The organism is Burkholderia sp. Ax-1720 (assembly GCF_011753035.1).
GTDB lineage: Bacteria > Pseudomonadota > Gammaproteobacteria > Burkholderiales > Burkholderiaceae > Burkholderia > Burkholderia gladioli.
In genome coordinates this window covers 1-23,231 of record NZ_VWWK01000116.1, presented here as the reverse complement: position 1 = coordinate 23,231, position 23,231 = coordinate 1, and the positions used below count along the sequence as shown (strand labels likewise).

General features: G+C 66.9%; 23 protein-coding genes and 1 pseudogene. 19 read left to right on the top strand and 5 right to left on the bottom strand.

Going from position 1 to position 23,231, the window contains the following annotated elements; all coding sequences use genetic code 11:
- A partial coding sequence (locus F3J18_RS25660; RefSeq protein ID WP_166914924.1) for a DUF3300 domain-containing protein occupies nt 1-1,475 on the bottom strand: 1,475 nt, incomplete at its 3' end.
- A gap of 503 nt (nt 1,476-1,978) precedes the next feature.
- Between F3J18_RS25660 and F3J18_RS25655 the strand changes: the two genes are divergently transcribed.
- The 8 genes from F3J18_RS25655 (at nt 1,979) to F3J18_RS25620 (ending at nt 7,903) form a co-directional block, all read left to right on the top strand.
- Nucleotides 1,979-2,320 carry a DUF4148 domain-containing protein gene (locus tag F3J18_RS25655; RefSeq protein ID WP_166914922.1) on the top strand — a complete coding sequence of 114 codons (342 nt, stop codon included), beginning with the start codon at nt 1,979-1,981 and terminating at the stop codon, nt 2,318-2,320.
- A 72-nt stretch (nt 2,321-2,392) separates the two neighbouring features.
- Entirely contained in the window at nt 2,393-3,013 is a 621-nt protein-coding gene (gene rclC, locus F3J18_RS25650) for a reactive chlorine resistance membrane protein RclC (RefSeq protein ID WP_166914920.1), read from the top strand.
- Nucleotides 3,014-3,230: 217 nt separating this feature from the next.
- Nucleotides 3,231-3,881 (top strand): hypothetical protein, encoded by a 651-nt coding sequence (locus F3J18_RS25645; protein ID WP_025100126.1) that lies wholly within the window; start codon nt 3,231-3,233, stop codon nt 3,879-3,881.
- Between the two features lie 461 nt (nt 3,882-4,342).
- The gene (locus tag F3J18_RS25640) at nt 4,343-4,813 is read left to right on the top strand and encodes an SH3-like domain-containing protein (RefSeq protein WP_166914925.1); all 471 of its coding nucleotides are present in this window, start codon (nt 4,343-4,345) and stop codon (nt 4,811-4,813) included.
- Nucleotides 4,814-4,822: 9 nt separating this feature from the next.
- Nucleotides 4,823-5,458, top strand: coding sequence for a nitrile hydratase subunit alpha (gene nthA / locus F3J18_RS25635; protein ID WP_166914918.1), 636 nt, complete (start codon nt 4,823-4,825; stop codon nt 5,456-5,458).
- A gap of 14 nt (nt 5,459-5,472) precedes the next feature.
- Complete coding sequence (locus F3J18_RS25630; RefSeq protein ID WP_025100123.1) at nt 5,473-5,808, top strand: SH3-like domain-containing protein; 336 nt, start codon at nt 5,473-5,475, stop codon at nt 5,806-5,808.
- A 97-nt stretch (nt 5,809-5,905) separates the two neighbouring features.
- Nucleotides 5,906-6,961: a HoxN/HupN/NixA family nickel/cobalt transporter gene (locus F3J18_RS25625; protein ID WP_166914916.1), complete on the top strand. Its 1,056-nt coding sequence runs from the start codon at nt 5,906-5,908 to the stop codon at nt 6,959-6,961.
- 195 nt (nt 6,962-7,156) lie between these two features.
- Entirely contained in the window at nt 7,157-7,903 is a 747-nt protein-coding gene (locus F3J18_RS25620; protein WP_166914915.1) for a haloacid dehalogenase type II, read from the top strand.
- 82 nt (nt 7,904-7,985) lie between these two features.
- On the opposite strand, the gene F3J18_RS25615 is transcribed toward F3J18_RS25620, so the two are convergent.
- Both F3J18_RS25615 and F3J18_RS25610 read right to left on the bottom strand, forming a co-directional pair.
- Nucleotides 7,986-8,927, bottom strand: coding sequence for a DMT family transporter (locus F3J18_RS25615; protein ID WP_025100120.1), 942 nt, complete (start codon nt 8,925-8,927; stop codon nt 7,986-7,988).
- A gap of 181 nt (nt 8,928-9,108) precedes the next feature.
- Nucleotides 9,109-9,345 (bottom strand): hexameric tyrosine-coordinated heme protein, encoded by a 237-nt coding sequence (locus tag F3J18_RS25610; protein WP_025100119.1) that lies wholly within the window; start codon nt 9,343-9,345, stop codon nt 9,109-9,111.
- 506 nt (nt 9,346-9,851) lie between these two features.
- Between F3J18_RS25610 and F3J18_RS25605 the strand changes: the two genes are divergently transcribed.
- The 8 genes from F3J18_RS25605 to F3J18_RS25570 all read left to right on the top strand — a co-directional run bounded on the left by F3J18_RS25605 (nt 9,852) and on the right by F3J18_RS25570 (nt 17,401).
- Nucleotides 9,852-10,880 (top strand): chitosanase, encoded by a 1,029-nt coding sequence (locus F3J18_RS25605; protein WP_166914913.1) that lies wholly within the window; start codon nt 9,852-9,854, stop codon nt 10,878-10,880.
- 306 nt (nt 10,881-11,186) lie between these two features.
- Nucleotides 11,187-12,203 carry a LacI family DNA-binding transcriptional regulator gene (locus F3J18_RS25600; protein ID WP_025100117.1) on the top strand — a complete coding sequence of 339 codons (1,017 nt, stop codon included), beginning with the start codon at nt 11,187-11,189 and terminating at the stop codon, nt 12,201-12,203.
- A gap of 20 nt (nt 12,204-12,223) precedes the next feature.
- The gene (locus F3J18_RS25595) at nt 12,224-13,177 is read left to right on the top strand and encodes a substrate-binding domain-containing protein (RefSeq protein WP_166914911.1); all 954 of its coding nucleotides are present in this window, start codon (nt 12,224-12,226) and stop codon (nt 13,175-13,177) included.
- 16 nt (nt 13,178-13,193) lie between these two features.
- A complete protein-coding gene (locus F3J18_RS25590; RefSeq protein ID WP_063617792.1) occupies nt 13,194-13,976 on the top strand; it encodes an ATP-binding cassette domain-containing protein in 783 nt (260 codons plus the stop codon).
- Nucleotides 13,976-14,983 (top strand): ABC transporter permease, encoded by a 1,008-nt coding sequence (locus F3J18_RS25585; protein ID WP_166914909.1) that lies wholly within the window; start codon nt 13,976-13,978, stop codon nt 14,981-14,983. The genes F3J18_RS25590 and F3J18_RS25585 overlap by 1 nt, the downstream gene beginning before the upstream one ends.
- Complete coding sequence (locus tag F3J18_RS25580; protein ID WP_240154654.1) at nt 14,983-15,627, top strand: TenA family protein; 645 nt, start codon at nt 14,983-14,985, stop codon at nt 15,625-15,627. Before F3J18_RS25585 ends, F3J18_RS25580 begins: the two co-directional genes overlap by 1 nt.
- A gap of 38 nt (nt 15,628-15,665) precedes the next feature.
- Nucleotides 15,666-16,511 carry a BtpA/SgcQ family protein gene (locus tag F3J18_RS25575; protein ID WP_025100112.1) on the top strand — a complete coding sequence of 282 codons (846 nt, stop codon included), beginning with the start codon at nt 15,666-15,668 and terminating at the stop codon, nt 16,509-16,511.
- A complete protein-coding gene (locus tag F3J18_RS25570; RefSeq protein ID WP_166914905.1) occupies nt 16,508-17,401 on the top strand; it encodes a ribokinase in 894 nt (297 codons plus the stop codon). The genes F3J18_RS25575 and F3J18_RS25570 overlap by 4 nt, the downstream gene beginning before the upstream one ends.
- Before the next feature lie 51 nt (nt 17,402-17,452).
- On the opposite strand, the gene F3J18_RS25565 is transcribed toward F3J18_RS25570, so the two are convergent.
- On the bottom strand, nt 17,453-18,043 hold the full coding sequence (locus F3J18_RS25565; RefSeq protein ID WP_105827340.1) for a TetR/AcrR family transcriptional regulator: 591 nt from the start codon (nt 18,041-18,043) through the stop codon (nt 17,453-17,455).
- A gap of 102 nt (nt 18,044-18,145) precedes the next feature.
- Here F3J18_RS25565 and F3J18_RS25560 point away from each other — a divergent pair, with 102 nt between their 5' ends.
- A complete protein-coding gene (locus F3J18_RS25560; protein WP_166914903.1) occupies nt 18,146-20,404 on the top strand; it encodes a molybdopterin-dependent oxidoreductase in 2,259 nt (752 codons plus the stop codon).
- 290 nt (nt 20,405-20,694) lie between these two features.
- On the opposite strand, the gene F3J18_RS25555 is transcribed toward F3J18_RS25560, so the two are convergent.
- The gene (locus tag F3J18_RS25555; protein WP_025102016.1) at nt 20,695-21,009 is read right to left on the bottom strand and encodes a hypothetical protein; all 315 of its coding nucleotides are present in this window, start codon (nt 21,007-21,009) and stop codon (nt 20,695-20,697) included.
- Between the two features lie 234 nt (nt 21,010-21,243).
- Here F3J18_RS25555 and F3J18_RS25550 point away from each other — a divergent pair, with 234 nt between their 5' ends.
- Nucleotides 21,244-22,719: a TolC family protein gene (locus F3J18_RS25550; protein ID WP_166914901.1), complete on the top strand. Its 1,476-nt coding sequence runs from the start codon at nt 21,244-21,246 to the stop codon at nt 22,717-22,719.
- 49 nt (nt 22,720-22,768) lie between these two features.
- Nucleotides 22,769-23,231 (top strand): annotated as a pseudogene (locus F3J18_RS25545) (efflux transporter periplasmic adaptor subunit); the annotation flags it as partial.

The following is a 23,231-nucleotide window of genomic DNA, read 5'->3' as shown; positions in this document are numbered from 1 at the left end:
TGGTGCATCGGCATGCCGGGCATCTCGCGCATCTCGCCGTTCGCCGGATTCGGGCCGTGCATCGCGTTCGCGTTGGCGGGCGGATGCGGGACGTTTTCGGGCGCGCGGCCCTCGGCGGGCGGATGGGCGCCGCCCTGGGCCGCCTCGTTGCGCTCGACGCGCCGCGCCTCACCCGGATGCGGCTCGCCCGGGCCGGCATGCGCGGCCATCTCGTTCGGACGATTCGCGTCGGGATGCGGCTCGGGCCGTTCGCCCGGCCGCGTATCGTTGGCGCCGAAATGCGGCATCGACATCGCCGACGGAGCGGGATGCGGCGCCCCCGGATGCTCGCGCATCTGCTGCTCGCGCGCGGCCTGCTGTTCGCGCATCTGCTGCGCGGCGGCCACGCCGGCCGGCGGCGCGCCGCGATTGACCAGGTTGCCGACGTTGTTGGTGGTGTTGCCGTAGTTGTTGGTGACGTTGTTCGTGATCCGCGTGTTGTGGATGTTGTTGATCACGGTGGTCGACTTCGAGATGTAGGTGGTGTGGTTGTACACCACCGCCGGCCGTTCCCGGTTGCCCCAGGCCGGGCCGCCCGGATGCGGCGCGCCCCAGTTCACGCCCCACGAATGCCAGCCCCAGTCGTGATGGCTGAACAGCGCCCCCACGGCGATCCCCACCCCGAACGACAGCACGCCCGCGGTGACCACCGCGCCGGTGTCGTAGCTCGGCCGGTAGGCGTAACCGGGGTAGACCTCCGGTTCGCCGTAAACCACCGCCGGGTTGTAGGCCGGCACATAGACGGTATCGGGCTGGGCTGGCTCGATCACGATGGTCTGGGGCGGCGGCGGCACGATCGGCGGCCCCTCGTAGATCGCCGGGCCGCTTTGCGCCGGCGTGTAGGACGGCGGCGGCGCGGCCTGCGCCACCTGGGTGACGTGCAGCTGGCTGCCCGAACTCAGGTGGCCCGCCTTCTGCGCACGCTGGCGCATCACCTGGATCGCGTTCAGCACGTCGTTCGGATCGTGGTAGTAGGCCTGGCCGAGCGCGGTGGTCCATTCGATGTTCGAGGCCATCTGCGAGAGCACCGCCGGGAAGGCCGTGAGCGCCTTGACCGAAGGGTCCCAGGGCTGCGCGTCGGCGGCGGCCGTCAGGTCGGCGCCCTTGAGCGTCGGATTCTGGCCGAGCCAGGTATTGGCGGCGGTGACCTGGTCGGGGTAGGTGGCGCCGGCCAGGACCAGCGCCACCAGCTTGTCCGGGAACAGCGCGATCGGCGCCACCATCTGGTAGAGCTGGTCGGCGCTCGGCGGCGTGTAGGCGGCCGGTGCCGGCTGCGCGTCGGAAGCGGCCGGCGCGCTCGCGGCGCTGGCCGCGGCGGCCGGCGGCGCGTCATCGCTCTTCCGGTTGCAGGCGGCGAGGCCGAGCAGGGCGATCACGAGCGTGGACGCGACGATCGCGCGAGCGGGGTGGTGACGAGGCGGCAGGGTGTCTTTCATGATCTTGTGCTTGTCGTTCATCGGAGTGAGCCCGGGCTTGCGGCAGCGGTGTTGCCGGGTGGCGGCCATCTCGACCTGACGGAAACGAAAGCCTGGCGCGGCGGCCACAGTGAGCATAACGATCCTCCGCGAGGCTTCGTGCACGAGATGCGGCGCGCTTTATGTAACAGTCTGTGCGCCCCTTGCGTGACGCGGGCTCCAGCCCTCGGCGGCCGGCTTCGTGCCGATCGGCGAAGCCTTTCAATCCGCTGGCGAGCCGCTTCGCCGAAATGAAAATGAAGGGCTCGCACGAAGCGCCGGCGGTGCTTTGGCTCCGGATCCCCATCGTGAGACGAACGGGCATCTTGTTGAGCTTGCCCGGCATTCAAGCGCGACGGCCCGGCAACTACAGTGTGCTCATGCGATCACCAAGCACGACGCATCCCGGCAACCCGGCGGCATCGATCCAGCATGTCGAGCCGACAAGGTTGTACGCACACCTAATTTGCCAGATGGAGAAGATCATGAAGAAGCGCTTTATCCCCGTGTTCGTCGCCGCCACCACCCTCGTCGCGGCATTCGCCGCCGGCACCGCCAACGCCCAGGCCGGCACGCTGACGCGCGCCCAGGTACGCGCCGAGATCGTGCAGCTGCACGAGGCCGGCTACAACGTGGGCCGTGGCGAGGACAACAGCTACCCGACGCAACTGCAGGCCGCGGAGCAACGCATCGCCGCCAACCGGCAAGGCGAGGGCGCGGCGGGCTACGGCGCCAACCCGGCCGCGCGCTCGGAAGCCGGCGGCGCGAATCGCGGCATCGCCGCGGACGAGAACAGCGGCCTGAAGCCGGTCTACTTTGGCAGCTGATCCGGGACGGGAGCGCGGCATGGTGGATGTCCGCGCTCCTCTAGACTTTCCTCGCCGTGGTTTGAAACGTACATGAATGCCTATATCCATTTCCTGAAGGTCACCAGCCGCGCCGATCGTTTCGGCGTCAACCTGGTCCGCATCTCGATCGCCATCGTGTTTCTCTGGATCGGCGCGCTGAAGTTCGTGCCTTACGAGGCCGACAGCATCACGCCGCTGGTGGCGCAAAGTCCCGTGATGGAATTCTTCTACAAGCATCCCGAGGATTACGCCCGGCACATGACGAAGGAAGGGCAACTGGTGCCCGAGCAACGCGCCTGGCAGCGGGACAACAACACCTATGCCTTTTCGCGCGGCCTGGGAATGCTGGAGATCCTGATCGGCTTGCTGGTGCTGTCGAACGTCGCATCGCGCAAGCTGGGCCTGCTCGGCGGGCTGCTGTCGTTTCTCACGCCCTTCGTCACGCTGTCGTTCCTGGCGAGCACGCCGGAAACCTGGGTGCCAGCGCTGGGCGACGCGCAGCACGGCTTTCCCTTCCTCTCCGAGCACGGCCGCCTGATCATCAAGGACACCGTGATCCTGGCGGCCTCGGTGCTGGTCATGGCGGACTCGGCGAAACGGCTGCTCGCCGAGCGCGAGAGCCGATGCGAGGTGGGCGGCTGCGGACAATCCCGGGCACGGGCCGTGCGCTGAGAAGCGGGCGGGGACATCGCAGCCGGGCGCTCGGCGCCGTGTCCCCGCCCGGTGCCAGGCCATTCTTCTACGCATCTCGGCCCCACCGAGGCCGGCAAGCCGGTAATATGCGTGCAAAATGGCGCTTCGGGCCCATTCGGGCGCCCGTAAAAAGGGGCGCGGTGCCGGTATCCGGCACGGGCCCGAGGTAATCGAGATCGTGGCACAAAAAGAACTGATGAAAAAAGGAAAGACAAAACTGACCCGACAGGACGCCGAGCGTCTCTTTTCGGGCTTACCCGGTGGCAGCATCAGCACGAGCGCGTCGAGCCGGCCGGTGAATCCCTTCGAAGGCAGCGGATTCGAGACCATCGAGCGCGCCGCCGACGAAAGCCGGCTCTGGAAGGACAGTCTGGTCACCCTGCCGATGGCGGTCGAACTGCCGTCCGGCTACGAGTCGGCGGCCCGCCTGCGCGAGGCGATGGCACGCGCCTGGCGCGTGAAGCTGGTGCGCGAAGGCGGCCACGAGATCGTCGTCGAGTTCCCGGAAGGCTGGAAGGCGATTCGTCCGGCCAGCGGCCCGATCGAGCTGCGCGACCCCGCGAACACGGTTCGCGCCGTCTACGGCTGGGCCGAGGACGCCGAACTGCGGATCCTGCCGCGCTACCAGGTCGAATCGCAGACCAACAGCTCGAGCGGCCTCGGCAGCCTGCTGATCCGCGATCGCGCGAGCGGCAAGATCCTCGAACGCTCGGAGATCTGGTCCTCGCTGATCGGCTCCCGCCACCCGGAATGGAGCCGCCTGACGGGCTGGCTCAACGAGCGTTATCCGCAGCACCGCGATCCGCTGCGGTACTGGGAAGATTGCGAAACCAACCTCGGTCACTGACACGGGCACGCCATCCGGCCGTGCCATGGCCTACGCCCTCGCGCCGTCCTCGCCCGACTCTCCCGCCGCACCTTCCCGCCAGCCCTGATCCTTGATTCGCGGCCGCGCCGATCACTTCGCGCGCGGCCCGCGGGGCATTTTCCGAACCGATTCCAGCGGCCATTCCCAGGCCGCCGCCGGGCCATTTCCGTCCATTTCCGCGCTTGGTCCGACTTAGACGCTGCTTCCAAGATTCGTGCCTTGTTTCGACATGGCAAATCTGAAAATATCGATTCGGAAACAATTTCCAGCTGGAAATCGAAAAACGCATCGAATCGAATCCGCCGCTTGCCGACGATATCGGCAATGGCGGTTTCGATCGAGTTCCCATACCAATCATTACCGTCGCGCCTGGATTCCGGATTTTGCGTCATTAGCGGTAAACAGGATTTTCAGGCCTGTATCCTCGAAAGGTGGCAGCCATGTCGATCAATGATTCTCCCTCGCTTCACCCCGCCCATTCGGCGAACCACGAAAGCTCGCCGGCCCGCAGGACGCTGCTGAAGTCGCTGGTGGCCGGCGGCGCGGCGATCGCGTTCGGCGCCCCGGCCCACGCCGCCGCGGCTTCGCACATCGCCAGGATTCCCGGCATCGTCAATCGCGAAGGGCGGGTGTCGCCGTTCCAGGTGGGCGACCACGTCAGGGTGTCGGTCCGCTATCCGATCGGCCATTACCGCACGCCGTTCTATCTGCGCGGCAAACCCGGCCAGGTGGTGAGGGTGGTCGAGCAGTACATCAATCCCGAGCAGGAGGCATTCGGCCATAACGCCGGCAGCCAGCTCTGGCTTTACCAGGTGCGTTTCTCGCAAAAGGATCTCTGGCCGGAAAACCAGGGCGCGCCGACGGACACGCTGCAACTCGAGATTTTTGAAAATTGGCTTGAAAAGGCATAAAGGCGAAACATGGCAAACGATCATACGCACGACCATTCGGACCATTCCGAGCACGCGGCCATCGAGAACAACGAGCAACCGGGTTATTACGAAATCCTGGAAATCGCGATTCGCGAGTTGCTGATCGAGCGCGAGCTGATCACGGCGGACGAGGTTCGCCACCAGATCGAGGTGCTCGACTCGCGCTCGCCGATCCTCGGCTCGCGCCTGGTGGCGCGCGCCTGGGTGGATCCGGCCTTCAAGGCCCGGCTGCTGGCGGACGGCAACGCGGCGGCCGAGGAGATGGGCATCTCCATGTACGACGACACCACCTTCACGGTGCTGGAAAACACCGAGACGGTGCACAACCTGATCGTCTGCACGCTGTGCTCCTGCTATCCGCGCCCGGTGCTGGGCCTGCCGCCCGACTGGTACAAGAGCAAGCCCTACCGCTCGCGCGCGGTGCGCGAGCCGCGCGCCGTGCTGGAGGAATTCGGCACCCGGATTCCCGAGCACGTCGAGGTGCGCGTCAACGACTCGACCTCGAACCTGCGCTACCTGGTGCTGCCGCTGCGCCCCAAGGGCACCGAGCATTACACCGAGGAGCAACTCGTCAAGCTGGCAACGCGCGATACGATGATCGGCGTGTCGGTACCGCGCATCTAACAGGAGAGACACCCATGACCGATACCTCGATGCTGGTGAAGAAGCTGCCCAACGACTTCGGCGGCACCGGCGCCCACGAGCCCGTGCAGATCGTCGAACATCCGCTGCTGCCCTGGGAGAAGCGCTGCCACGCGCTGCTGGACGTGCTTGATTTCCACAAGATCGTCAATACCGAGGAGAAGCGCCGCGGTACCGAGGAAATCGGCACCGAGATGGCGGCGAAGCTGACCTACTACGAGAAGTGGATCGTGTCGGCCTCGAATTGCCTGATGCAGAAGGGCATCCTCAACCCCGACGAAATCGGCCGCAAGCACAAGGAAGTGTCGCTGCGGCTCGGCGTGCCGGTCTGAGCGGCATGCGCGGCGCGCTCGTGCGATCGGCATGGCCGCGCCGCTTCGAACCTCGAATTCGCCCGTCGTCGCCGGGCGACGCAAACAAGGACGCAGCATGATCTCGCGATTCATCGGCATCTTCAGCCAGTCGGATGAAACGGTAAGGCGCAAGCTGCTTGCGACCTATGCATTCCTGATCGGCCTGAACCTGCTCGCGTGGCTGTGGGCCTTCATGGCGTTCCGGCATCATCCGGTGGTGCTGGGCACCGCCTTGCTGGCCTATGGCTTCGGCCTTCGTCACGCGGTGGACGCGGACCACATCGCGGCCATCGACAACGTCACGCGCAAGCTGATGCAGGACGGCCAGCGGCCGGTGACGGTGGGGCTGTTCTTCTCGCTCGGGCATGCCAGCGTGGTGATCCTGGCCTCGGCGGCGGTGGCGGTGGTCGCCACGGCGCTGAACGGGCGCTTCGCCCATTACAAGGCGATCGGCTCGATCGTCAGCACCTCGGTGTCGACCGGCTTCCTGCTGGCGATCGCGGCGATGAACCTGATCATCCTGCGCTCGATCGTCAAGACCTGGATTCGCGTGCGCAGCGGCGGCGCCTACCACGACGACGATTTCAACGCGCTGCTGGCCGAGCGCGGTTTCTTCTCGCGCATGTTCCGGCGCGTGTTCCGCGTGATCGGCGCGAGCTGGCACATGTACCCGCTCGGTTTCCTGTTCGGGCTGGGCTTCGACACCTCGACCGAGATCGCCTTGCTGGGCATCTCGGGCAACCAGGCGGCGCAAGGGCTGTCGCCGTGGGCGATCATGGTGTTCCCGATCCTGTTCAGCGCGGGCATGTCCCTGATCGACACGCTCGACGGCCACCTGATGCTGGGCGCCTATGGCTGGGCCTACATGAAGCCGCTGCGCAAGATCTACTACAACATGACCATCACGCTGATCTCGGTGATCGCGGCGGTGGTGGTCGGCGGCGTGGAGGCGCTAGGGCTGGTCGCCAACCACGCCAAGGTGAGCGGCGCCTTCTGGGATGCCATCGGCGCGCTCAACGACAACTTCGGCACGCTCGGCTACGCCATCATCGGCATCTTCATCCTGAGCTGGGCGGTTTCCGCGCTGATCTATCGGCGTCAGTCGTTCGACACCATCGAAGTCCGGCGTTAAGGCCCAAACCCAGGCCACAGCCCAGGTCCAAGCCCAGGCCGAAACCTTTCCTTTTCACCGACGTACCGGGGCCGATTCGCGAACCCACGCGAATCGGCGCGCCGTCGTGCGCGCCGCGCCTTCGCGCCGGCAAGCCCGCTTCCGGTTCGTCCCATCCAATCCTCCACCGATGTTCGACATCAGCAAAGGCAAACCATGAATCGACGCAACTTCGTGACCGCGGCCCTGGCCAGCGCGGCAAGCACGGCAATCCCGGCCTGGGCGGCAAGCAACGGAATCAAGGCAGTGGGCTTCGACGGCCTGGCGCTGTTCGATCCGCGCCCGATCTTCGCCATGGTGGAGCAGTTCCTGCCGGGCCGGGGCGCCGCCTTCGTGGCCACCTGGCGTGCCCGGCAATTCGACTACACCTGGCTGCGGACCCTGATGGGCAGCTATGTCGATTTCGTGCAGATCAGCGCCGACGCGCTGCAGTTCACGGAAGAAGCGGAGAAGGCCAGCCTCGCGCCGGAGCAGCGCCAGCAGTTGCTGGCCGGGTTCCTGAACCTGAAGGTCTGGCCGGACGTGGTGCCGGCGCTGAAGCAGTTGAAGGCGCACGGCATCGGCCTGGCGCCGCTGACCGACTTCTCGCTGCCGATGCTGGAGGCCGGCGTCAGGAACAATCCGGAGCTGCGCGGCGTGTTCGACCACCTGCTGTCAACCGATCTGGTCAAGGCCTACAAGCCCGATCCGCGCTCGTACCAGATGGGCATCGATGCCTTCGGCCTGCCGCGCGAGCAGATCGCCTTCGTCGCCTTCGCGGGCTGGGATGCCGCCGGCGCGAAGACCTTCGGTTTTCCGACGCTGTGGGCCAATCGCCTGAAGGCGCCCACCGAGCAACTGGGCGTCATCCCGAACCAGATCGGCGCCGACTTCAAGCCCTTGCCGGCTTTCGTGGGCCTCTAAGTGCCGTGCCGGGCTCGGGCGTCCCCGGTTCCTGGCGGGGGACGTTCGAGCCCGAGGTCGGGAGCGAGCCGGGCGCGAAGCTCTACTTGCGCGAGGCGGCCGCGCCTGGCTGGATCTCGAGCGAGCCGGCCGGCGCCGGCTTGAGCGGCGAGGGCGCCGCGGCCCGGCGGGCGAGCACCACGCCGGCCAGGGCGAGCACGAAGCCCAGCATCTGGAGCGCGCTCAGCTTCTCGCCGAACAGGGCCCATGCCTCGGCGGCGGCCAGGGCCGGCACGGCAAGCAGCAGGGTGCTCATCCTGGTCGCGCCGTGCACGCGCACCATCCACACCAGCAACAGCACCGCGCCGACCGACAGGCCCACCACCGACCAGGCCAGGCCCAGCCACAGCGTGGGCGTGCCGTCCCAGCGATACCCGCCGCCCAGCAACATGCCCGCGAGGGCCACCATCGCGCCGCCGGCGTTCTGCACGCTGGCCGACACGCGCACGCCGTCGCCGGCGAGCCGGCCGCGCTGGATCATGGTGCCGGCGGTCATGCCCGTTACCGAGACGATCGCGACCGCCACGGCCAGCACGCCGAAGTGCTGCGCCGTCGTGCCGGTGCCCGCCACGGCCGGCATCAGCACGCACACCACGCCGGCAATCGCGATCGCCAGGCCGGCCACGGTCCGCGGCGCCGGACGTTCGCCGAAAATGAAGAACATCGCGAGCACCGTCACGATCGGCTGCATGCTGCCGATCAGCGACATCACGCCGGCCGGCATGCCATGCCCGACCGTCCAGTAGGCCGCGCTCAGGTAGACGCCGTGCAGCAGCGCACCGGCCAGCAGGTGGCTCGCCAACTGCCGGCCACGTGGCCAGCGCTCGCGGGCCGCCAGCGCCAGCGCGCCGAGCAGGCCCGCGCTCAGCAGCATGCGCACCAGCAGGAACAGGTCCGTCGAGGCATGCGGCACCACCGCTTTCGCGACGACGAGCCCCGTGGACCAGATGAGCACGAAGAACAACGGTGCCAGGCTTGAAAACATCTCGAATACGCTCCGATGGACAGGTTCGAACGTCTTGCCGGAGGGAGGTTTTCAGATTTGCCGTGGCGGGACAAGGCAGCAAGCTTGGACGCTGCGTCCAGGCGGCAGAGGGGACTGCCGTCGATGTCGAGGTGTCACGCGGGCCGGCCCGCGGCGAGCGGGTGCCGGCCATTCATGCCGTTCAGGCGCGCCAGTAGTTATTGGCCGCGGCGATCGTCGCGAATTCGGCGGCAACGATCTGCCCCACTTGCAGCAGCATCGCGGCGTCGTTCGCATAGACGTCGCGGAGCTGGTTGCGGACGGCCTCGTCGGGCTGGGTCGCCTTGATGACGAGGCGCGCCATTTTCATCGCGAGCTGGCGCCCTTCCTCCGGGGATGGCGTGATGAGCGTATTGCCGGGGATTAATGTCGTGGTCATTTATGGATTTTCCTGGAAAGGTGGGGATATCTCACGCCGGATCGCGCGACCCGGGTTGGAAATGGTAAATCCATCGCCGTGCGCGGTCGAGCGTGTTCTGTGAAGCGAGTGCTTATGAGTTCGTGGCGCCGGGCCGCGGAGGCGGGTGATTCCGCGCCCCTGGCGCCGAATCATAATCAATTTCAACCAGCGATGGACTGACTGGTTTATCTCTCCCTGGAAATTCGAATCAATTAAAGCATCGCCACACGGCAATCTTGATCGGGAATCGTCGCCTTTCGCTTTTTGATACATTTTTTCGCAAAATCACGGAATTAAATTTGCAATTATTACGATAATTAAATTCGGGTTCTCAATAATAAAACGAATCCGGCAGCGACGGACAGGGCGGGAATTGATAAATAAAATCCACCCTTCCGATAACACACAACGATTATTCAAAGATCATAGATATGAAGTCCATTCCGCGTGGTTTGGGGGCCGTTTTCGCGCCGTGCGCAGCCATCATGTTGCTGGCTTCCTCGTCGGCGTCGGCGCAGCAGTCGGCCGCGACCAAGGTCGAGGTCTGCAATTCACCGTGGGCGGCAACGGCCACCTACGATACCGGTAACGTCGTCAGCTACCAGAACCGCAATTACATCGCGGCCTACCGCAGCCAGGGCAATACACCCGACATGGCGAGCGGGGCCGACGGCAGCGGCCAGCCCTGGGTGATCGGGGCGGCCTGCAAGCCCGCCAAGCTGACGCCGGACGACCTCGACCACAATGGCCATTTCTCGCCCGCGACCTTGCAGTTCCTGCAGACGTCGACCGGCCTCGACGGCGAGCAGTGGGACAACATCATGAAGCTGGTCAACAAGTCCGAGCAGGACTCCCTCACGTGGACCAACGTGTACGGCTACTGCGAGGACATCGGCGACGATCGCGGATTCACGATCGGCATCTTCGGCGCCACCACCGGCGGCCCGAATGACGGCGATCCCGACGGCCCGACGCTGTTCAGGAACTTCGACGCGGCGAGCGGCGCCGCGACGCCGTCGGTCGAAGGCGGCCTCGCGCGCATCGGCGCGACCGGCACGATGTCGGGACCGATCCTGAAGATCGACGGCAAGAAGAAGGATTTCTGCGCCAAGGTCAACGGCTTGCAGAACAACCCGGCCTGGCGGGAGGCGATGTGGCGAACCTTCTACACGGTCTATATCCAGCCCAGCGTCCAGGAAGCGCGCAACCGCGGCTTCGGCAGCGCCCTGACGATCGGCTCCTTCGTCGACACGGCGCTCAATCAAGGGGTGGACGCCAGCCCCAATGCCTTGTTGGGGCTGCTCAAGCGGGTGCCGAACAGCGCCGACGAAAAGACCTTCATGAATGCCTTCCACGCGGAACGTTCGAAGGTCGTCGATACGAGCCATTTCAACCAGGCGCCGAATGGCCTGAATCGCGTCAAGCAATGGGACAGCCTGCTCAACGAGGGGCTCTCGAACCTCAGGAACTGTGACGCGGATATCGTCAAGGCCACCAGCTGGAAAATGAAGTAAGGCAGCAAACCCGCGCTCGCCGGCACCTCCGGAGGCGAGCGCGGGCCTGGATACGTTTGCCTTCCAAGAGCCGACCTGGAAGCCGGCACCCGGCTCATCTCCAGGGCCAGGCCACGCCTTGCATCGCGACGGCGAGCGTCGCGTCGAGGCTTTCTCCCCCTAGTTCTCCTCGGCTGAACAGCTTCAGCCCATCCGCCACCGCTCGAGGCCGGCGCCATTCTCCAGACAAGGATTCTTCTTGACACGGCGATTATGGCCAATTCGAATAGGAAAGCGATTTAGTAAAGCGTTTTCCTAGAGGGAACCTTGGCAAAAACGAAGTACGGAGCCAGTCTCAGCGATGTCGCGACGGCGGCGGGAGTGTCCCCGTCCACCGTGTCGCGCTATCTCAACGCCGGTATCAAGCTGCCGGCCGCCACCACGGCGCGTATCGACGCCGCGATCGTCGCGCTGCGCTATACGCCGAACCCGTTGGCGCGCAGCCTCGGGCGCGGGCGTTCCGACACCATCGGCCTGGTGATTCCGGAGATCGCCAATCCGTTCTTCGCGGCGCTGGCCTCGGCTGTCGAGCAGGCCGCCGACGAGCGAGGGCAGGGCGTGCTGCTGAGCGCGACCTCCAACAGCGCCGCGCGCGAGGTCGCCTATGTGGACCGGATGCTGCGCAACCGGGTGAGCGGGCTGTTGTTCGTCAGCGGCCATCACGACACGGCCGAGTTGGGCGAGGCCCTGCGCAACGCGCCGAGCCTGGTGCTGATCGACGAGGACGTGCCGGGTATCGCCTGCGCGAAAGTGTTCTGCGACAACGAAGGCGGCGGCCGTCTGGCGGGCGACTATCTCGCCTCGCTCGGCCATCGGCGCCTGGCCTTCGTCGGCGGCCCGCGGCGCCTGCGCAGCACCGCGGAGCGCCTGAAGGGCCTGCGGGACGCGGCCGGCGCCGGCGGGGCCCAGGTGGTGATGGAAAGCTTCGGCGCCTATTCGCCGGAATTCGGCAGGCAGGCGGCGGCCGAGCTGCTGCAGTCGCCCGAGCGCCCCACCGCGGTCTTCATCTCCAGCGGGGAAATCGCCTTCGGCCTGCTGGAAGCCCTGCAGGCGGCCGGCGTGTCGGTGCCGGGCGAGCTGTCGCTGATCGTGTTCGACGATGCGGGCCCCCTGCATCTGTTCAACCCGCCCCTGACGGCCATTCGGCAGCCGATCCGGGAGATGGGCAGGAAAGCCGTGGAATTGGCCCTGGCCGAGCCGCAAGCGGCGGCCGGGCAGGCGGAATGCAGGTTGCCGGTCGAGCTGATCGTGCGCGGCTCCGTTTCGTCACCGGGAAACCGATAACCCTTACCCTGGAGGTCGTCATGAAAAGCATCGTCGGCGGGAAGCGTTTTCATCATTTTATATTAGGACTGCTACTATCTTCGTCGGCCGTGGCCGTCACGGCCGTGGCGGCGCCCACCTACAGCCTGATCCTGATCAATCAGCAGGCCACCTACTTCAACCAGATGCGCGAGGGTGCCCAGAAGCAGGCCGACAAGCTAGGCGCGAAGCTGGTGGTGTTCAACGCGAACGACGCGCCCAGCGCGCAGAACAACGCGATGGACGACTACACGCAGCAGAAGGTCAACGGCATCGCCGTCGACGCGATCGACGTCAACGGCCTGCGCGCCTCGATCAAGGCGGCCACCGATGCCGGGATCCCGGTGGTCGGCATCGACGCGGTGCTGCCGCCCGGGCCGCAGAAGGCCCAGGTAGGCGTCGACAACGCCGTGGGCGGCGGCATGATCGCCGATTTCACCACCGCCTACGTGAAGCGCCAACTGGGCGGCAAGGCAAGGATCGGCGTGATCGGCGCGCTCAGCTCGACGATCCAGAACGCGCGCCTGAAGGCCGCCGTCGGCCAGTGGTCGAAGACGCCCGGCATCTCGATCGCCGGCACCGTCGACGGCCGCAACAGCCAGGACGTGGCGCTCGCGGCGGCCGAGAACCTGATCACGGCCAATCCCGACCTGAACATCATCTACGCCACCGGCGAGCCGGCCATGCTCGGCGCGATCGCCGCCATCAACGCGCAGGGCATGAACCAGAAGATCAAGGTGGTCGGCTGGGACCTGGCGGCCGAGGTGATCCGCGGTCTCGACAGCGGCGTGGTGCTCGGCGTGGTGCAGCAGGATCCGGCCGCGATCGGCGCGGCGTCGATCCAGGCGCTCGACGACATCCAGCACGGCAAGCCCGTCCAGCCCGTCATCACGGTACCGGTCGCGATCGTGACCAAGGCCGGCGTCGACCCGTATCGCGCCCAGTTCAGGAAGTGAGACCGAGATGAGCGACATGGACCCCCTCGAACCGGCGGCCAGCCCGGCGGGTTCGGCCAGCGCGCCGGCGCGGCAGCCCGTGCTGTCGCTGCGCGACATCCGCATCTCCTTCGGTTCGTTCCAGGCGCTGCGCGGCGTCGATCTCGATCTCTATCCGGGCGAGTGCCTGGGCCTGATCGGCGACAACGCGGCGGGCAAGTCGACGCTGACCAAGATCATGGCGGGCACCTACATTCCCGACAGCGGCGAGATCTTCGTCGGCGGCGAGGCGGTCAGGCTGGCCGACCCCGCCGACGCGCGGCGGCGGCACATCGAGATGGTCTACCAGGATCTCAGCCTGTGCGATGCGATCGACGTGGCCGGCAACCTGTACCTGGGCCGGGAAATCAGCAGCAGGGGGTTTCTCAGGCGTCGCCAGATGCTGGAGGAGGGCGAGCGCCTGCTCGCCAACCTGAAGATCCGCATTCCCGATCTCGGCGCGAACGTCGAGCAACTGTCGGGCGGCCAGCGCCAGGCGATCGCCATCGCGCGCGCCGCCTCGTTCGAGCCGCGCGTGCTGATCATGGACGAGCCCACCTCCGCGCTGGCGGTGGCCGAGGTCGAGGCGGTGCTGGCGCTGATCGATCGCGTCAAGGCGCAGGGCGTGTCGGTGGTGCTGATCACGCATCGCCTGCAGGACCTGTTCCGCGTGTGCGACCGCATCGCGGTGATGTACGAAGGGACCAAGGTCGCGGAGCGGCGCATCGCCGATACCTCGCTCGAGGAACTGGTCCGGCTGATCGTGGGAGGACGGCACTGATGGATACCTCGACCTACACGGAGCGGCAGCGCGGCGCCCGCTACCAGGACTATCTGCTCTCGCATGCGCAGGTGGCGTCGATCGCGGTGTTCTTCGTGCTCTGCTGCCTGCTGTTCGGCGCGAGCACGCCGGTGTTCCTGACCGGCGCCAACCTGCTGAACATCCTGCGGCAACTGGCGCCGATGATGATCGTCGCCATCGCCATGACCTTCGTGATCGCGACCGGCGGCATCGACCTGTCGGTCGGCGCGATCGTGGCGCTCACCAATTCGCTGGCCGCCCTGGTCATGCAGGCGGGGCTGCCCTGGCCACTGGCCTTCGTGCTCACGCTGCTGGCCGGCGCCGGCATCGGCTGGGTGCAGGGCTGGTTCTCGGCCAGCCAGGCGATACCGTCCTTCATCGTCACGCTGGCCGGCCTGACCACCTTGCGCGGCATCGCGCTGTACGCCACTCAGGGCTTCTCGATCCCGATCGCGCCCGGCACCGGCTTCGACGTGTTCGGCGCGGGAACGCTGGCCGGCATTCCGGTGCCGGCCCTGATCGCGGTGCTGGCCGCCGTGGCCGGCTACGTGACGCTGAACCGGACGCGCTACGGACGACAGGTGATCGCGGTCGGCTCGAACAGCGAGGCGGCGCGGCGCGCGGGCATGCCCGCGCTGGGCATCAAGACCTCGGTGTTCGTGATCTCGGGCCTGGCTTCCGCGCTGGCCGGCCTGGTGCTGGCCTCGCGGCTGGGCTCCGGCTCCTCGAACGCGGCCTCGGGCTTCGAGCTCGACGTGATCGCCGCCGTGGTGCTGGGCGGCACCTCGCTGATGGGCGGGCGGGCCACCGTGGTCGGCACCATCCTCGGCGCGCTGACCATCGCCACGCTCGGCAACGGCCTGATCCTGCTGCACGTCTCGCCGTTCTTCACGCAGATCGTGACCGGGATCATCATCCTGCTCGCCATCTGGTCCAACACGCGCGTATTCGGCAAGCTGCGCTCGGCGCGCAAAGGAAGGAAATGATGGAGCATCCGACTCATTCGGCGCGCCTGCGCGCCCACAACCTCGCGCATTGGGATGCCATGCAGGCGCACCGCTTCGTGGCCGACATCCAGGCCGACGCGCTGCCCGACGCGGTATTCGCCAACTACCTGCGCTACGAGCACCGCTTCGTCGAGACCGCCGTCACGATCTTCGGCCATGCCCTGGTGAAGGCGCCCGATTTCGCCAGCAAGCGCTGGCTGGCCGGCGTGCTGCACGCGCTGGCCACCGAGCAGATTCCCTATTTCGAGGCGATGTTCGCGCGGCTCGGCATCACCGCGCTGCCGCCCGAGGCGGTGCTGCCGGAGCCGGTGCGGGCCTTCGATCGCGGCATGCTCGAGATCGCCGCGAACGGCAGCTACCACGACGCGATCGTCGCCATGATGTGCGCGGAATGGATGTATTCGGAATGGTGCGGCGCGGCCGCGCGCAAGGCCATCAGCCATCCCGGCATCCGGGCCTGGGTGGACCTGCATGCCGACGAGGCCTTCACCCGGCAGGCGCTCTGGCTACGCGAGCAGATCGATTCGATTCCCGACGAACACTTCGATTTCGCCGGCGCGAACGCGGTGTTCGCGAAAGCCCTGGCGCTGGAGATCGATTTCCATAGTGCCGCCTACCAATAAGCCCTCGTCCTAATCATCGGAATCAGGAGCCACGGATCATGCAGAAGAAGCTGGTGCTCGACCAGAAACCCAATGTCATCGAAACCCTGTTCGGCCGCCGCAAGGCCGTGATCGGCATGCTGCACTGCCTGCCGCTGCCGGGCTCGGCGCGCTACCAGGGGCAGGGCATCGAGGAGATCGTCGCGTTCTCCGTCAACGAGGCGCGCCTGCTGGTGAACGGCGGCGTCGACGGGCTGATCGTCGAGAATCACGGCGACATTCCCTTCGCCAAGCCCGGCGATATCGGCCCGGAAACGGTGGCGGCCATGACCGTGGTGGCGGCCGCCGTGAAGCGCGCGGTGTCCTGCCCGATCGGCATCAACGTGCTGGCCAACGGCGCGATCCAGGCGCTGGCGATCGCCAAGGCCGCCTCGGCCTCGTTCATCCGCGTCAACCAGTGGGCCAATGCCTATATCGCCAACGAGGGTTTCGTCGAGGGGCCGGCCGCGCAGGCGACGCGTTATCGGTCCTGGCTGCATGCGCGCGAGGTGAAGATCTTCGCCGATGTCCATGTCAAGCACGGCGCGCACGCGATCACCGCGGATCGCTCGATTCCCGAGCTGGCGCGCGACGTGGAATTCTTCGACGCCGACGCGGCGGTGGCGACCGGGCAGCGCACGGGCGACTCCGCCAGCCTCGACGAACTCGAGGCGATCGGCGCCGGCACCTCGCTGCCGGTGGTGGTCGGCTCCGGCGTGACGCCCGAGAACGTCGGCGACATGTTCGGCATCGCCGATGCCGTGATCGTCGCCAGCTACCTCAAGCATGACGGCCTGTGGTGGAACGACGTCGACACCGCGCGGCTGCGCGAATTCATGAGCGCGGCCGACAGGGCACGCTCATGACGCGTGTCTACGTGCTCGGCAATGCCGTCACCGACGTGAGCTTGACGATCGAGCGCGCGGCGCGGCCCGGCGAGTCGATCCTGGCCCGCTCGATCGTGCGCGCGCCGGGCGGCAAGGGCTTGAACCAGGCGGTGGCGGCCGGCCGCGCCGGCGCCGAGGTGGTGTTCGTGTCGGCGCTCGGCACCGACGCGAGCGGCAGCGAGCTGGCCGGCGCGCTGTCGCGCGAGCCCTTCGCCGCGCTGCGCATGCTGCAGTTGCCGGTGGCCACCGACATGTCGATCCTGACCGTGACGGCGGACGGCGAGAACGCCATCGTGACCACCGTCGGCTGCCTCCAGGCCGTGCCGCCGGAAGCATTGCAGGACCATCTGCACGATCTGCGGCCGGGCGACTATCTGCTGATGCAAGGCAATCTTTCCTCGGCCGTCACCGGCGCGCTGGCCGAGCACGCGCGCGCGCGCGGCGCCCGTGTGGTGGTGAACGCCGCGCCGTGGCATTGGGACGGCCCCGAGGTTCTGCAACGGTGCGAGGGCGTGATCGCGAACGAAGGCGAGATGATCGGCATCTCGGGCATGGCGGACGTCGAGGCCGGCGCGGCCTGGCTGCTCGCGCGCGGGCCCGCCTGGGTGATCGTCACGCTTGGCGCTCGCGGTTGCTTGTTGGTGGATGCGGCGGGCAGTACGCGCCATGGCGGGGTGCCGGCGAACGTCAGGGACACCTCGGGCGCGGGCGACGTGTTCTGCGGTGTGCTGGTCGCCGGCCTAGCAGCGGGCGAGCCCCTGGCGCGGGCGATCACGGCGGCACAGGGCGCGGCGGCGCTGACGGTCGAGCGCAGCGGCACCTATCTGGCGATTCCATCGGTCGAGGAACTGGCCGCGGCGATGGGCTGAGCCGAGGCAAACGGGCTCTCGCCCATCCAGGATGTCGGCCCCGGGGCCGCCTCAATCGGCTTGGGTCGGCGCGGGCGCGGCCGGCGCCGCCTCGATCAGGCCGCGGTTCGCGGCCTGGACCGCGTTCAGCAGTTCGCGCTGCCTGTCTTCATCGAGCATGGCTCGCGCGATCATGACCGCGCCGACGTTTTGCGCGATCAATACCCACGCCGCCTGATCCGAGCCGGCCAGTTCGCTCATGATCGATTTGAGGCTCAGCATGCCTGCCTCGAACGCCGCGCGGACCTCGTCGGACGAGCGCGCCACCTCGGCGCTGAGCGCGGGAAGCATGCAGCCTTCCGCCGGTTGCCGAAGGTGGTCCATGCTCGCATAGGACGTCAGTACCTTGCTCAGGGCGGGGGCGCCGCGCTCTCGCAAGCTCTCGAACCAGGCGATGGTGCGCCCGATCTCCATCTCGACGATGCTGGCGAACAACGCATTCTTCGTACCAAAGTGCTTGTAGAGCGAGCCGATCGTCACGCCGGCCGATGCCGCCAGGGCATCCACCCCCGAGGCGGAAAACCCGTTCTTCTTCGCATGTCTGCCGCTGCTGGCCAGGAGCCGGCGACGCGACTCCTCCTTGTGTTCCCGCGAGTAGCGCATGGTGAAAAAATTTGAGGTTGGCGACGTTGACCAAATGCTACAGGCTTCATAGGATAGCGAAAGCTATCCAACTTGGGTAGCGCTGTTTCCTCAGGAGAACTCATGTCTACCCTACATACCGCCTGCATCCTGTGCTCGCGCAACTGCGGCTTGTCGGTGGAAACCGAGGCAGGGCAGTTCAGGAAAATCCGGGGAGACGAAGCCACGCCCAGCAGCAAGGGCTATATCTGCCAGAAGGCCGCGCGACTGACCCATTACCAGTCGCATCCCGACCGCCTTCACCATCCGCTCAAACGGCTGGCCGACGGCAGCTTCGAACGCGTGAGCTGGGACCAGGCACTGGACGAGATCGCGGCGCAGCTCAATGCGATCCGCAAGCAGCATGGCGGCACCGCCTTCGCGTTGTATGGCGGGGGCGGGCAGGGGAATCATCTCGGCAGTCCTTATAGCCGGCAATTGATGAAGGCGATGGGAAGCTGGTATGCCTACAACGCCCTCGCGCAGGAAAAGACCGGCGACTTCTGGCTGAACGGGCGCATGTTCGGCAAGCAGAGCTGCCATACCACCGAGGATGTGGAGCACAGCGATTACCTGCTGGTGATCGGCGCCAATCCGTATCAGGCGCATGGCATTCCCAACGCGCGCGATACCTTGAAGCACATCCATCGCGATCCGAACCGAACCCTGGTGGTGATCGATCCTCGCCGCACCGAAACCGCCAAGCTGGCCGACATCCATCTTCAACTGCGGCCTGGAACGGATGCTTATCTGATGGCCGCGATGCTGGCCATCATCATCGGGGAAGGGCTGCACGACCGGGATTTCCTGCGCGCGCATTGCGATGGATTCGACGAGGTGGAGCAGGCGCTGCGCGCCGTCCCGATCGAGCAGTACGTGGCGCTGGCCGATGTTTCGCTGGCTGACGTCCAGGCGGTCGCGCGCGGCTATGCACGCGCGTCGCGCGCCTGCCTGCGCATCGACCTCGGGTTGCAGCAGAGCCGCAACAGCACGCTCAACTCCTGGCTGGAAAAGCTGCTGTTCCTGGTGACGGGCAATTTCGGCATCCAGGGCGGCAACAATCTTCACGCGTCACTGTTGCCTGTCATGACGGATACCGACGAGCGCAATCCCAGGATGGTGCGCTCGGTGCGTCACAAGATGTTCGCGGTGTCCGGATTCTTTCCGCCCAATATCCTGGCCAGCGAAATCGACAACGATGGCGACCAGCGGATTCGCGCGATGTTCGTCGACAGCGGCAACCCGGCCCTGACGGTTTCCGATACGGGAGCGCTGGAGGCGGCCTTCGCGAAACTGGACCTGCTGGTGGTGGTCGACGTCGCCATGACCGAAACGGCCCGTCACGCGCATTACGTCCTGCCCGCGGCGTCGCAATTCGAAAAATGCGAGGCGACCGGATTCAACCTGGAATTCCCGGAAAATTATTTCCACTTGCGCCAGCCGCTTTTTCCCGCAACGGGCGAATCGCTGCCCGAGGCGGAGATCTACACGCGATTGCTGGAGAAAATGGGAAAGCTTCCCAAGCGCCTGCCGTTGCTCGAGTTCGCCAGCCGTCACAGCCGGCGAGGTGGCCACTACATGTTCTTCATGGCGGCGCTGATTGCCACCTTGCGACGCCGTCGCGACCTGGCGCCTTACGCCGCCAGCATCGTCTACCGGACCTTGGGCCGGCGGCTGGGAGCGCTCGCGTCGGCCGCGCCGCTCCTGGCGCTGACGATCGATTTCGCGCGCAAGCACCGCGATGCCGTGTTGCGGACCGGCCTGGAGGGCAACAAATTCACGCTGGGCGCGCGTCTCTTCAATCACATCCTGGACAACCCCCAGGGCATCGTGCTGAGCCGCCATCGAATGGAGGATGTGTGGTCCTTGATCAAACATCCGAGCGGACGCATCCAGCTGGCCGTAACGGAAATGATCGAGCAATTGCGGGCATTGCCTGATGACGGAGGAACGGCGGCGAACGCGGAATTTCCGCTCGTGCTGATGGCCGGCGAGCGTCGAACCTACAACGCCAACCAGATCTATCGGGATCCCGGTTGGCGCAAGCAGGACCCGCATGGCTCACTGCGCATTCATCCGGACGACGCTCGAACCTTCGGCGTGAGCGATGGAGGACGCGCCATGTGCCGCTCGCGGGTTGGGGAGATCGAGGTGCATGTCCAGATCGATGCCGATACGCGCGTCGGATTCGTTACACTGCCGCACGGTTACGGGCTGCGATTCCAGGGCGAGAAACCGGTCGGCCCGCAGATCAATCGCCTGACGCCCGGCGACAACTGCGATCCGCTGATCAGGACGCCGTTTCACAAGCATGTTCCAGTTAGCCTGACGGCGCTGACATGATGTGATGCGATGGAGGTGAAGGCACGCAGGCTCGGCAAGGGTGTGTGCCTTCCACGTTATTTGACATAATCCTAATTAACGACAATTTGTCTGTCAGGGCTATTTAGTAATGTCCGGTTTGGGCCAGTTAGAAATGTCCGGTTCAGGCCTGCCGCAGGCGCATGCTGTCGAGGCGTAACGCGGTGGAGCCTGCCATGAACAAGCCCGGCCGGGTCACGATCGGCATGAACGAATACAGGTGAGATCGGCCGCGCGGGCGCCCATCCCATGGACACCCGCGCGGGCTCCGCTCACGCGGTCCGGTTGGCTTGCTCCCTCGCCAGCAGGTGTTGCGCCTGCAGGTCGCCGTGACCGGCTTCCTGCGCCGTCTGCACCGAGGTTTCCGAGGCTTCCGCCAGCGCCGCATGCGCGGCCTGGCTGATCCGGACCGTGTACGACGCGGTGCCGGCACTTGCACCGTTCGTCGAGGCGCTCGCCGCGCGCGCGCTGCCGCTCGTCTCGGTGGTCTCCGCGGTGCTGCCGGCGCGCGAGGCCGTGCCGGCTTGCGGATTCGTGCCGGACGCGGGCACGCCGGCAGCCTGGCTGGAAATCGCCTGAATGGCCATGAATCATTCTCCTGAGTGAATGCCGGAATTCGGCAGTTGCTTATCGGCCAGGCCGGCTGACGCCTTGAGCACAATATTTTTTCGCCGCGCGCCCGGTTTTAAGCCTGCCATAAGCCAAGCCCCGATCCATTCCGGATGCCGCGCGGCGAGCCGATCCGCAGGCAATTAAGCCTCCCTTAATGCCCGGGCCTGGAGAATCCATCGCTCGTCATTCTGGAGTCCAGGGAGCTTAGATTGCCTCGCATTTTCCATCGCGTGTCGCGCCGCCGCGCCGCGTTCGCCCCGGCCCTGCTGGCCGCGCTGGCCGCCTCGTGCGTACTGCTGACGGCGGGCTGCCAGTCCTACCGGCCGCAGCCGTTGGCACGGCATGCGAAGCCGACCGGCGCGGCCGACCTGGCACGCCTGAGCGTCGATCCGGCCAGCATGCCGCTGCCCGCGCTGGCCGCCCATCGTTTCGATCCGTCCGACGGGTTCGACATCGACGAGGTCGCGATGCTGGCGGTGACGAACAACCCCGACTTGCGCCTTGCCCGCGACGATCTCGGCATCGCGCACGCGCAGGCCTTCGCCGCCGGCTTGCTGCCCGACCCGCAGATCAGCCTGTCGAGCGACTACCCCGGCCAGCTCGGCCTGGCCCGCGCGTTCTCGTATGGGCTGGCGATGGACGTGATGGCGATCGTCACTCGCGGCGCCAACCGCGCGGCCGCCGATGCCACGGTCCGCAAGCTCGATCTCGCGCTGCTGTGGCAGGAATGGCAGGTCGTGACGCGGGCCCGGCAGTTGTTCGTGAAGGCGCGTTTCGAGGAGGCGATGCTACCGCTGCTCGATACGCAGTGCGAACTGAATCGCGCCAGGCTGGCCGCCTTGCAGCGCGCGCTGGCGCGACAGGATACGACCGAGGACCTGGCGAGCGCCGCCCGGCTGGTCCTGGCCGATGCCGAGCGCCAGGCCGCGGAGATGGCCCATGCGCGCGAACAAACCCGCCATGACCTGAACCTGCTGCTCGGCCTGGCGCCCGAGGTGCGGCTCGACCTGACCGGCACCGATACCTTCGCCGCGCTGCCCGACGCGACGCTCGACGCAGCCCTGGCCGCCCTGCCCGAGCGGCGGCCCGACCTGATCGCGCTGGAGGCCGGCTACGCGGCCCAGGAGCAGCGGTTGCGCGCGGCGATCCTGAACCAGTTCCCGAGCCTGCAGCTCGGCTTCACCCGCGCGCGCGACACCTCGGAGATCTACACGAGCGGCCTGCAGATCAACTTCTCGCTACCGATCTTCAACCGCAACCGCGGCAATATCGCGATCGAGACCGCCACCCGGCAGCGGCTCGCCGACGAATACGCGGCACGCCTGGCCTCGGCCCGCGCCGACCTCGCCCAGCTGCGCGCCGATACCGCGCTGTCGGCCGCGCAGCTGACGCGCTCGGAACTGGCGCTGCCCGCGCTGGCCGCCGCCGCCCGTCATGCGCGCGCGGCCTACGCCGCGCACGACATCACCCTGCAGCAGATGAGCGATGCCGTCGCCGCCGAGCTGGCGCGCCGCATCGATATCGCGACCCAGCGCGAGGCGCTGGCCGAACAGCGGATCGGCCTGCAGGCCCTGCTCGGCGGCGCCATCCCCGACACCGACGCCGCGCCTGATGCCCGGGCGGCAAACCGGCCGGGCGAGGCTGCTGCCGCCACGCCCGCCGCCCGCGCGCTCGCTTTCCGTTGATCCCCGCGCGACATCGCCCGCGTCGCGCCGCCATTGCCCTTCCATTACCATGCCTACCCTGTCCCTTGCCCGCCTCACGCAGCCAGCCCTCGCGCTGGCGATCGCCATCGCCCTGCTTCCGGTCGCCGCGCAAGCCGACGCCGGCGCCTCCGTCGCGGTCCAGCTCGCGCCCGTCTCGCGAGGCCCTGCCGCCGAGCTGATCGTCGCCTACGGCATCGTCGCCGCCTCGGCCGGCAGCGCCTTGACCGTGAGCCTGCCCTACATGGCCCGCGTCACGCGGGTGCTCGCCCAGCCGGGGCAGCGCGTCTCGCGCGGCACCGCGCTGCTGGTGGTCGAAGCCGATCCGGCCGCGGTGATCGCGCTGACGCAGGCGCAAAGCGCGGCGGCGCTGGCGCGCGACGAACTCGCGCGCACCGTCGCGCTGCTGAACGACGGGCTGGCCACCCGCTCCCAGCTCGCGGCCGCGCGCAAGGCCGAGCTCGACGCGCGTCAGGCGCTGGCCGAGCAGGCTC

Excerpts from the sequence above, each read along its gene's own strand:
- F3J18_RS25615 (WP_025100120.1), bottom strand. The coding sequence starts at position 8,927 with ATGTTTTCAAGCCTGGCACCGTTGTTCTTCGTGCTCATCTGGTCCACG.
- rclC (WP_166914920.1), top strand. The coding sequence starts at position 2,393 with ATGAATGCCTATATCCATTTCCTGAAGGTCACCAGCCGCGCCGATCGT.
- F3J18_RS25570 (WP_166914905.1), top strand. The coding sequence starts at position 16,508 with ATGACGCGTGTCTACGTGCTCGGCAATGCCGTCACCGACGTGAGCTTG.
- F3J18_RS25645 (WP_025100126.1), top strand. The coding sequence starts at position 3,231 with ATGAAAAAAGGAAAGACAAAACTGACCCGACAGGACGCCGAGCGTCTC.
- F3J18_RS25580 (WP_240154654.1), top strand. The coding sequence starts at position 14,983 with ATGGAGCATCCGACTCATTCGGCGCGCCTGCGCGCCCACAACCTCGCG.
- F3J18_RS25610 (WP_025100119.1), bottom strand. The coding sequence starts at position 9,345 with ATGACCACGACATTAATCCCCGGCAATACGCTCATCACGCCATCCCCG.
- F3J18_RS25605 (WP_166914913.1), top strand. The coding sequence starts at position 9,852 with ATGTTGCTGGCTTCCTCGTCGGCGTCGGCGCAGCAGTCGGCCGCGACC.
- F3J18_RS25555 (WP_025102016.1), bottom strand. The coding sequence starts at position 21,009 with ATGGCCATTCAGGCGATTTCCAGCCAGGCTGCCGGCGTGCCCGCGTCC.
- F3J18_RS25625 (WP_166914916.1), top strand. The coding sequence starts at position 5,906 with ATGATCTCGCGATTCATCGGCATCTTCAGCCAGTCGGATGAAACGGTA.
- F3J18_RS25640 (WP_166914925.1), top strand. The coding sequence starts at position 4,343 with ATGTCGATCAATGATTCTCCCTCGCTTCACCCCGCCCATTCGGCGAAC.
- F3J18_RS25590 (WP_063617792.1), top strand. The coding sequence starts at position 13,194 with ATGGACCCCCTCGAACCGGCGGCCAGCCCGGCGGGTTCGGCCAGCGCG.
- F3J18_RS25620 (WP_166914915.1), top strand. The coding sequence starts at position 7,157 with ATGAATCGACGCAACTTCGTGACCGCGGCCCTGGCCAGCGCGGCAAGC.
- F3J18_RS25575 (WP_025100112.1), top strand. The coding sequence starts at position 15,666 with ATGCAGAAGAAGCTGGTGCTCGACCAGAAACCCAATGTCATCGAAACC.
- F3J18_RS25655 (WP_166914922.1), top strand. The coding sequence starts at position 1,979 with ATGAAGAAGCGCTTTATCCCCGTGTTCGTCGCCGCCACCACCCTCGTC.
- F3J18_RS25595 (WP_166914911.1), top strand. The coding sequence starts at position 12,224 with ATGAAAAGCATCGTCGGCGGGAAGCGTTTTCATCATTTTATATTAGGA.
- F3J18_RS25560 (WP_166914903.1), top strand. The coding sequence starts at position 18,146 with ATGTCTACCCTACATACCGCCTGCATCCTGTGCTCGCGCAACTGCGGC.
- F3J18_RS25565 (WP_105827340.1), bottom strand. The coding sequence starts at position 18,043 with ATGCGCTACTCGCGGGAACACAAGGAGGAGTCGCGTCGCCGGCTCCTG.
- F3J18_RS25585 (WP_166914909.1), top strand. The coding sequence starts at position 13,976 with ATGGATACCTCGACCTACACGGAGCGGCAGCGCGGCGCCCGCTACCAG.
- nthA (WP_166914918.1), top strand. The coding sequence starts at position 4,823 with ATGGCAAACGATCATACGCACGACCATTCGGACCATTCCGAGCACGCG.
- F3J18_RS25630 (WP_025100123.1), top strand. The coding sequence starts at position 5,473 with ATGACCGATACCTCGATGCTGGTGAAGAAGCTGCCCAACGACTTCGGC.